Consider the following 7,017-nt stretch of genomic DNA (forward strand, 5'->3'; position numbering starts at 1 on the left):
AACCAATTGTAACAACAGAAGTCAGCGACAAACTGATTCAAAATACCATTCGTGGACTGGATATCATCAAGGAACAAGGCAAAGGTTTGATCAGCTTTGTGGAGTCGTACCGCAAATTCACCCGATTACCAAAGCCAGAAAAGCAGCTGATTTCAGTCTCTGATCTATTGGAAAAAACGGCCCTGCTACGCCGGGCCGCCCTTCCCGACGATCATACCCGCATAACAGTCAAACGTCCAACTGAGCAATTACTTGTTTTGGCAGATGAAAAACTCATCTCGCAAGTGCTGATCAACCTGGTTAAAAATGCTGTTGAAGCATTGGACAAACAGGAAACAGGCGAGATTGAACTGATTGGCCGGGAAACTCCGGCAGGACAGGTTGAGATTATTGTTCGAGACAACGGCCCCGGCATCCCACCCGATTTGATGGAAGAAATCTTTGTGCCATTCTTCACTACCCGCGAAAACGGGTCCGGCATTGGTTTGAGCCTGTCACGCCAAATTATGCGCTTGCATGGAGGTAGCCTCAAAGCAAGCTCGGTTCCCGGAAAGGAAACAAACTTCACCCTTCGCTTCAGCTAGTGAGCAACTTAATTTATCGGAGCAGCATTTCTCCCCGTAATTTTAATTTGATCTTTTTGTAATGATTTGACCGATTCTCATACATATCACACATAAAAAAGATCAACTTACTTACAACTTTACGCATATGAAGAGAGTTCTTTATGTTCCGGCCATTGCCATCGTACTGCTAAGTACGGCTTGCGGCCCGAATCAAAAAACACAAAACAACGAAGCAATGGGAGAAAATCCTTTACTAATGGAAAGTAATTTGCCTTATGGCGCTCCTGATTTTACCAAAATCAAAAACGAGCACTTTCAACCGGCTATCGAACAAGGGATGAAAGAGCAGATGGAAGAAATTGAAGCTATTGCCAATAATCCGGAAGCCCCTACTTTTGAAAATACCCTGGTTGCTATGGAAAAAAGCGGCCAGACCTTGAATCGTGCTTCTGGTGTATTCGGTCTGCTGACCGGAGCCAACACCAACCCGGAAATTCAACGTATTGAAGAGGAAGAAGCTCCCAAACTGGCTGCCCACTCCGATGCCATTTACATGAACGACAAACTGTTTCAGCGCGTAAAAACAATCTACGACAATCGCGAAAACCTGGGACTTGATCCCGAATCGTTAAAGCTGGTTGAGAAATACTACCAACGATTTGAAATGGCTGGTGCGAACCTTTCAGCTGAAGACAAAGAGCAAATGAAAAAGCTGAATGCCGAAGAAGCAACACTAAACACCAAGTTCACCAATATGATGCTTTCAGCGGCTAAAGCCAGCGCTTTAGTGGTTGACACAAAAGAAGAACTGGACGGTCTTTCAGACGGCGAAATTGCGGCAGCAGCACAAAAAGCTGAAGATGCAGGAATGCCCGGCAAATACATGATTCCTATTCTGAATACAACGCAACAACCAGCCTTGAAATCGTTGAAAAACCGCGATACACGCAAAAAGCTGTTCGAAGCCTCGTGGAACCGTGCTGAAAAAGGTGATGACAACGATACCCGTAAAATGCTTGAACGCTTAGCCGATCTTCGTGCTGAAAAAGCACATTTAATGGGCTTTGAAAATTACGCAGCCTGGAACCTCCAAAACCAAATGGCTAAAACTCCGGAAGCGGCCGAAGGACTATTGAACAAGCTGGCCCCACAAGCCATTGCCAAAGCCAAAGAAGAAGCTGCCGACATTCAGAAGTTAATTGACAAGCAAGGTGGTAACTTCAAACTGGAACCTTGGGATTGGGATTTCTATGCAGAACAGGTTCGCAAAGAAAAATACGATTTGGACGAAAGCCAGATCAAACCTTACTTCGAAATGTATAACGTCATGGAAAACGGTGTTTTCTATGCAGCAACACAATTGTACGGCATCACTTTCAAAGAGCGGAAAGACATTCCTGTTTATAACGACGATGTGCGGGTGTTCGAGGTATTCAACGAAGATGGTTCTTCAATCGGCCTTTTCTATGTTGACTATTACAAACGCGACAACAAGTCGGGCGGTGCCTGGATGGGTAACATCACCGAACAATCCAAATTACTGGGCAAAAAACCAGTGATCTACAATGTGTGCAACTTTGCGAAACCGGCACCGGGCGAACCGGCACTGATTAGCTACGACGATGTAACGACCATGTTCCACGAGTTTGGACATGCGCTGCACGGCTTGTTTGCCAACCAGGAATATCCAAGCCTGTCGGGAACGAATGTGTCGCGCGATTTTGTTGAAATGCCTTCGCAATTTAACGAGCACTGGGCTTTGTATCCAACTGTATTTGCCCACTACGCCAAGCATTATAAAACCGGTGAACCGATGCCGAAAGAGCTGGTTGAAAAAATCAAGAAATCAGCTACTTTCAATCAAGGATATGCATTCAGCGAGTTCCTGGAAGCAGCGATCCTCGATATGCAGTGGCACACGCTGACAACCGCTGACAAGGTAACCGATTCGGATGCTTTCGAACAGGAAGCTCTCAAAAAGAACGGTGCTTATATGGAGCAAGTCCCTCCGCGTTACCGCTCAAGCTACTTCAAACATGTTTGGGGTGGTGGTTATGCGGCCGGCTATTACGCCTATGCATGGGCTGAAGTGCTGGACAACGATGCTTTCGCCTGGTTTAATGAAAACGGCGGCCTCACCCGCGAAAATGGTCAGCGTTTCCGCGACATGGTATTATCACGTGGTAACACGGAAGATCTGGGTAAATTATTCCACGACTTCCGCGGTAAAGACCCGGATATTAAGCCTTTGTTGAAGAACCGCGGATTGCTTTAACACCGATATTCTTTATTCACCGGGGGAATTGAAGTCACCCTGTGAATAAACCCAAAACAGGGAGCCCGACTGTAATTCACAGCCGGGCTCTTTGCATAAATACAAGCAGACTATTTCATAAACAAGCCCGAGTAAGCCTAGACGAAGGAGGGTAAACACTTTCCGCAATCGAGTAAATCATTTCACGCTCCTGTTCAAAAAGCAAGCTCCCGAGTAAAGAATTCATGCCTCCGAGTAACAAAACCAATCGTCCGAGTAGACTTTTTCCCGTCCCTGTCCTACTCGGATTAAAAAAATCTTCACTCGGTCAGCTTAACCTCTACTCGAATGGCCCAAAACCCTACTCGGTTAGCTCGAACATGAACAGGACGGCCCGGATTGCTACCCGGTAATGCCAAACCCTTACCTGGAAACCACCTAGAACGACTGGATCAGTTCATTGTGAACCCAATTACGTCGCCGAATGACTTTCCCGGATAATCAAAAAATCCGGACTCATGCGAGAACCGGATTTTTTGTGCTTGTCTGTTTAATTAAAAAGAATCTATTTGCTTGATTTATTTCGACTCTACCGCGTGTGAACTTGGCATCACCAAGGCCAACACGAAGTAAACCAGGATCAGGAACGGGTTGAATACCGAGAAGATTGCCCAAAACAGACGAACGATCAGCGGATCCAACTCGGGGTTAATGTATTCTGAAATACCACCGCAAACCCCTGCAAAAACACGGTCGTATGATTTCATTAATCGTTTCATAGCTTATTTGTTTATTCTGTTTACTTTCTAGAGGTCATTTCCAGACCTATTTCTTTTATTCCATCCAAATCTTTCATCTTAAAATCGCCATAGAAAGAAGCCCAAAAACACATATCTGTAGCTTCATTCCCGCTAACGAGAATATGAAATTCTTTAGCATTCTTCTTATTTCCAAGCATCCATATTTGAGCGTGATCTCCCTGGTCGGTTTCTACAAGCTTATAAGCTGAGGGTAGTAAATTAGCCGATTTACGACAAAACTCTTTCACTCCAAGTTGCCCTTTATCCGGATTGTAGGTCATCAAACGGATTTCTTGCAAGTTACCTTCAATGGTCTTTTCTTTATCCTTTAAATCCAGGTTGAAAGCGCTATCGATGCTCTTATTGATGGCGAAATAAGTTACACCCGGTTTATTCTGAAAGGTATCGTACAATTTATCCGATTTGCTTTGTGCTTTCAGAGAAGTGGCAGCCATCAAGACGATAAAAGCCAGTAAAAAAGTTTTCCTTGTTTTCATAGTTCTGTGTTTTCATGCGACTTGATGCCCTGCCGGAGTTTAGCCTTAGCCACTATCCGCAAACAAAAGTCCAGGATACAAGTCGGGTCTGATTTATTGGTTTGTTTCTGTTTCCTTCATCGTCAACCCTTCGGGAGTCATCACCCACGTTTTTCCAACCATATCGCCATCCCAGGTATTCGATACATTTTCAATATCGTAGATCACTTTCACCATATCATCACTTAAGTAAATAGCTTTCCCTTCCGGAACTTTCAGGGTCATATCCACTTCTTGTCCTAACCATCGTTGGCCATCCTTCAGCGTATAATAGGGGTCGAAATAAAGCGTTGAATCTTTTTGGCTGAAGTTATAGACGATATCTTTCACTTCCTGTCCGGCGACTGCTTCGCTGCTACCACGCGATTTCTTCTTAAGGATCAATACAAAGTCTCCGGTATTGCTTTTTTCAACATCCAGCCGCGGACGTCCCAACAGCACGGATTCGCCATTCTTTTTAACCACTTTCATCCGATCTAAATCGAGCGACCGTTTGTGTGAAAACCGGTAGTCACCCTCATTCAACTGCAGGTTAAGCGTATTGAAGTTTTGCTCCTGAAGTGTTACACTTTGAGTAACTGTGCTGCGCTCGGTATAATCGTTCAACTGCCCAACTGAAATCAAAATGGTTGCTACCAAAGCTACCAACCATACGCCCAGGCCGGAGAGCAAAATCACTTTGTTGCTCGATTTATAGCGAAAGACGATTTTTGTTCCAACATATAAAATGATCAGCAACGGAATACCAACCAGGAAGGCAATAGCAATCATCAGCATGGTAATTGAAGCTGGAGCAATCAAAAAGTGAGCAACATCGGGAACAGCAAAATGACCAGCCCACGGTGCAGCACTCATAACAGAATGACCAACAACCATCGAGATTAAGAAAGCCAGGAGGCCAACAAATCCAATAATGATCATCAGCGCACCAAGTATTACACCAACTACTTTTAAAAATACTTTTAACGCACCATAAAGGACCAAACCTGCGCCGGCCATACGCTCACGGCCTTTGTTATACGAATCGGATTTGCGGAAGCGATTATAACTTTCCTTCACTTCCGCTACTTCCTCCTTTATCGATTTCTCGATATTGGAAACCGTAGCTTCCTGTCCGCGCATCTCTAATTTCTGAGCTGTAGTTTTAGCCTTCGGAACGGCAATCCACAATACCAGGTAAACCAAAGCCCAGGTGCCTCCTGTGGCAAAAAACAAAATGACGTTGATCACGCGGAGAATAACCGGATCCATATTAAAATAGGCTCCCATACCTGAACAAACACCACCCAACACCCGATGATCGGGATCGCGATACATGCGCCGTTTTACATGCTTTGCTCCGGATGTTGTCTCTTGTCGGCTGGCTTCATCTTCCGGATCTACTCCTTCGGCTTCCATAAAGTCTTCCGGTTTACCCATTCGTTCAATCACCTCGTCAACCCAACTGTCCAGTACAACATCTTTCTCTTCCTTCTCCATTTTTTGCGTGAAAAGTTCGGCTATACGAGCTTCAATATCCTGCAAAATTTCGCGGCCATCTTCATCCGAACCAAAGTGGTTTGTCAACATATGCAGGTAGCTTTTCAGCTTTTCGTATGCATCTTCTTCAATATGGAAAACACTGCCGCTTATATTTATGGTAAATGTCTTTTTCATCGTTTCCGTATTTTGTATTCAGTTTTATTTCCTCTTTTATTTCTCTTGGCTGGTTCTGATGGTTTCCACAGCATTGACTAATTCACTCCAGGATTCAGCCAATCCTTCCAGAAATTGTTTTCCATCATCGGTTAGCTCATAATATTTTCGCGGCGGCCCTTGGGTCGACTCTTCCCAGCGATAAGCCAGCAGGCCATCGTTTTTTAATCGTGTCAACAGCGGGTAAAGTGTTCCCTCTACAACAATCATCTTCGAGTTCTTCAGCTCGTCGATAATATCACTAGCGTAGAGGGGCTTCCCATCCAGCACCAGTAGGATGCAGTACTCTAAAACCCCTTTACGCATTTGTGCTTTTGTGTTTTCAATTTTCATGATCTTCTCCCTTTCTTCGTCAGTATTATTTTCTCTTTCTTCCTTTCCAGTGTTGCATTTAAAAGTTGAAGAAGTCTGAGTCACACATCCAAGCTTCCAGTTCCTGATTCGCTTCAGCCTCGGGAGCATAACGTCCAGTGTAGAAATCTCCGTCTACCATCCAGCTCTCAACTTCTAACGACTTTTCAGTTTCGACCTGCGTGAAAACACGAGTTGAGTTGAAGTAGTTGCTATCAGTCATCCAGGCTTCCAGCTCCAAACCAGCCTCTGCTTCGGGAGCATAGCGGTTGGTATAGAAATCTTCATCCACCATCCAACTTTCAATATCTAAAGGTTCTTCGGAATCCACTTGCGTGAAAATGCTGGTCGCATTGAAGTAGTTGCTGTTAGTCATCCAGCTTTCAACATTTAACGGAGCTTCAGTTTCTTCTTCAATGGTAAATGCTGCTGAATTTGCTGTTCCCGAGGTCTCGGTCACTTCTTCCTTGTTATTTTCGTCAACTAAGATCAGAGCCATTTTACCGTAACTGTTATAACTCAATAATTCTTTCAAAAGATTTTGTGCGCTTACAGTGAAGCTTAATAGAACCACGCTGACCAAAATGGCAGCTGAACGTAACAATACATTTAATACTCGATTGTTGCTGTGTCCTGTTGTGTTGTTTCTAGTTTTCATGATAACGCCTCCTGCTAGTTTTGTTTCTGTTTCTGTTTTCTAAATGTTCAATTGTTCTGTTTTCTTTGAGACTTGTTGTTTTCTGTTTCCGTTATTAAGACGACTGCTTTTCTGTTTCGTTACACTCGATATAGAACTTTTTTTAAACTATTTCTAT

At 44.1% G+C, this 7,017-nt stretch carries 7 protein-coding genes; 2 read left to right on the plus strand and 5 right to left on the minus strand.

Features of this window, described 5'->3' with window-relative positions:
• Window positions 1-584 (plus strand): sensor histidine kinase (locus tag AC37HE_RS16000; RefSeq protein WP_500783967.1); only part of this gene is annotated, 584 nt, incomplete at its 5' end.
• 127 nt (window positions 585-711) lie between these two features.
• Window positions 712-2,841 carry a peptidyl-dipeptidase Dcp gene (dcp, locus tag AC37HE_RS16005; RefSeq protein WP_500783969.1) on the plus strand — a complete coding sequence of 710 codons (2,130 nt, stop codon included), beginning with the start codon at window positions 712-714 and terminating at the stop codon, window positions 2,839-2,841.
• 557 nt (window positions 2,842-3,398) lie between these two features.
• On the opposite strand, the gene AC37HE_RS16010 is transcribed toward dcp, so the two are convergent.
• The 5 genes from AC37HE_RS16010 to AC37HE_RS16030 all read right to left on the minus strand — a co-directional run bounded on the left by AC37HE_RS16010 (window position 3,399) and on the right by AC37HE_RS16030 (window position 6,737).
• Entirely contained in the window at window positions 3,399-3,599 is a 201-nt protein-coding gene (locus AC37HE_RS16010; protein ID WP_500783971.1) for a PspC domain-containing protein, read from the minus strand.
• Window positions 3,600-3,619: 20 nt separating this feature from the next.
• A complete protein-coding gene (locus AC37HE_RS16015) occupies window positions 3,620-4,117 on the minus strand; it encodes a hypothetical protein (protein WP_500783973.1) in 498 nt (165 codons plus the stop codon).
• A 93-nt stretch (window positions 4,118-4,210) separates the two neighbouring features.
• Window positions 4,211-5,812, minus strand: coding sequence for a PspC domain-containing protein (locus AC37HE_RS16020; protein ID WP_500783975.1), 1,602 nt, complete (start codon window positions 5,810-5,812; stop codon window positions 4,211-4,213).
• A 36-nt stretch (window positions 5,813-5,848) separates the two neighbouring features.
• On the minus strand, window positions 5,849-6,184 hold the full coding sequence (locus AC37HE_RS16025; protein WP_500783977.1) for a PadR family transcriptional regulator: 336 nt from the start codon (window positions 6,182-6,184) through the stop codon (window positions 5,849-5,851).
• 58 nt (window positions 6,185-6,242) lie between these two features.
• Window positions 6,243-6,737 carry a hypothetical protein gene (locus AC37HE_RS16030; protein WP_500783979.1) on the minus strand — a complete coding sequence of 165 codons (495 nt, stop codon included), beginning with the start codon at window positions 6,735-6,737 and terminating at the stop codon, window positions 6,243-6,245.
• Window positions 6,738-7,017: the final 280 nt, after the last annotated feature.

This window comes from Mangrovibacterium sp. (assembly GCF_059905295.1).